Source organism: Halobacterium sp. CBA1126 (assembly GCF_009741975.1).
Lineage (GTDB): Archaea > Halobacteriota > Halobacteria > Halobacteriales > Halobacteriaceae > Halobacterium.
Map to the genome: position 1 here is coordinate 1 of NZ_WPCF01000209.1, position 1,042 is coordinate 1,042.

The 1,042-nt window shown below is 70.2% G+C and carries 2 protein-coding genes; one reads left to right on the plus strand and one right to left on the minus strand.

Annotated elements, in window-relative coordinates; all coding sequences use genetic code 11:
- Nucleotides 1–218 precede the first annotated feature (218 nt).
- Nucleotides 219–350 carry a hypothetical protein gene (locus GJ634_RS16530; protein ID WP_269449544.1) on the minus strand — a complete coding sequence of 44 codons (132 nt, stop codon included), beginning with the start codon at nt 348–350 and terminating at the stop codon, nt 219–221.
- A 119-nt stretch (nt 351–469) separates the two neighbouring features.
- Here GJ634_RS16530 and GJ634_RS15220 point away from each other — a divergent pair.
- The coding region (locus GJ634_RS15220; protein WP_157503660.1) for a PrsW family glutamic-type intramembrane protease at nt 470–1,042 on the plus strand (573 nt) is incomplete at its 3' end.

Sequence of the window (1,042 nt, forward strand, 5' to 3'; positions counted from 1 at the left end):
ACGACTCGACGCGGCGGGCGTCCTCGCGGGCCTGCTCGGTCACGTGGTCCTCGACGGCTGCGATGTCGTCCTGCGAGAGGCCGGCGTCCCGGAGCGCCGCCCGGGTCCGCTGGTCGAAGAGCATACTCGCCTTTCGACGCGCGGGGTTTTCAGCGTTGCCGCCTCGGACGAGGCCACCGCTCCCCGGCGTCGAACTCGCAGTAGAAGTCGGGGCGCCGTCAGTCGTCTGCGGCGGCGGGCGTCGCGTCGGCGCTCGCGTCCGGTTCTTCGGCGTCTGTCTCGTCTCGTCGGTTCGATTCGGGCGCCGGGGGCGCGGAGTACAGCAGGCCGCGGCTGGGACTGTATGCCATACCCGTTTCCGGGCCGGGACCACGCATAAGACTGCTCCTTAAGGTACTCGTTACCATACAAGGGGCGGGCGGTGTCGCCGCGAACACACTCAAGGGGGAGGCGGGAAAACGGGACGACCATGTCGGCCGAACAGGACCCGGTCCAGCGCGCGAGCGAGGGCGACGAAGACCTCTACGACGTGGCGACGTGGGAGCCGCGGACGGCGCTCGACCGCTTCTCGTCGTGGCTGTACGGCGGCATCGTGACGAGCGCGCGGGCGGGCGTCGTCGCGCTCGCGGTGCTCATCGTCGTCGCGCAGTTCGCGGCGGCGCTCGGGCTGGTGTTCGTCGACCGGCCCGTCGTCGCCGTCTACGTCCTGCTGTCGGTGGTGCCCGCGCTCGGGATGGCGGGGTTCGTCTGGAAGGCGGACGTCACCAAGCGAGAGCCGCTGGAGCTGCTCGTGGTGACGTTCGCGTTCGGGTTCCTGTTCGCGGGGTTCGCGGCCATCCTGAACACAATCTTCTCGGGGCTGTTCCTCGGGCAGGTGACCGCGGACGCGCCGGTGTGGATCGCGGTGCTGGCGCCCGCGCTCTACTACTTCCTCATCGTCGGCCCGGTCGAAGAGACGGTGAAGTGGCTCGCGATCCGGCTGTACGCGTTCCGCAGCGACCGCTTCGACGCGGTCGTCGACGGCGCGGTGTACGGCGCGGTC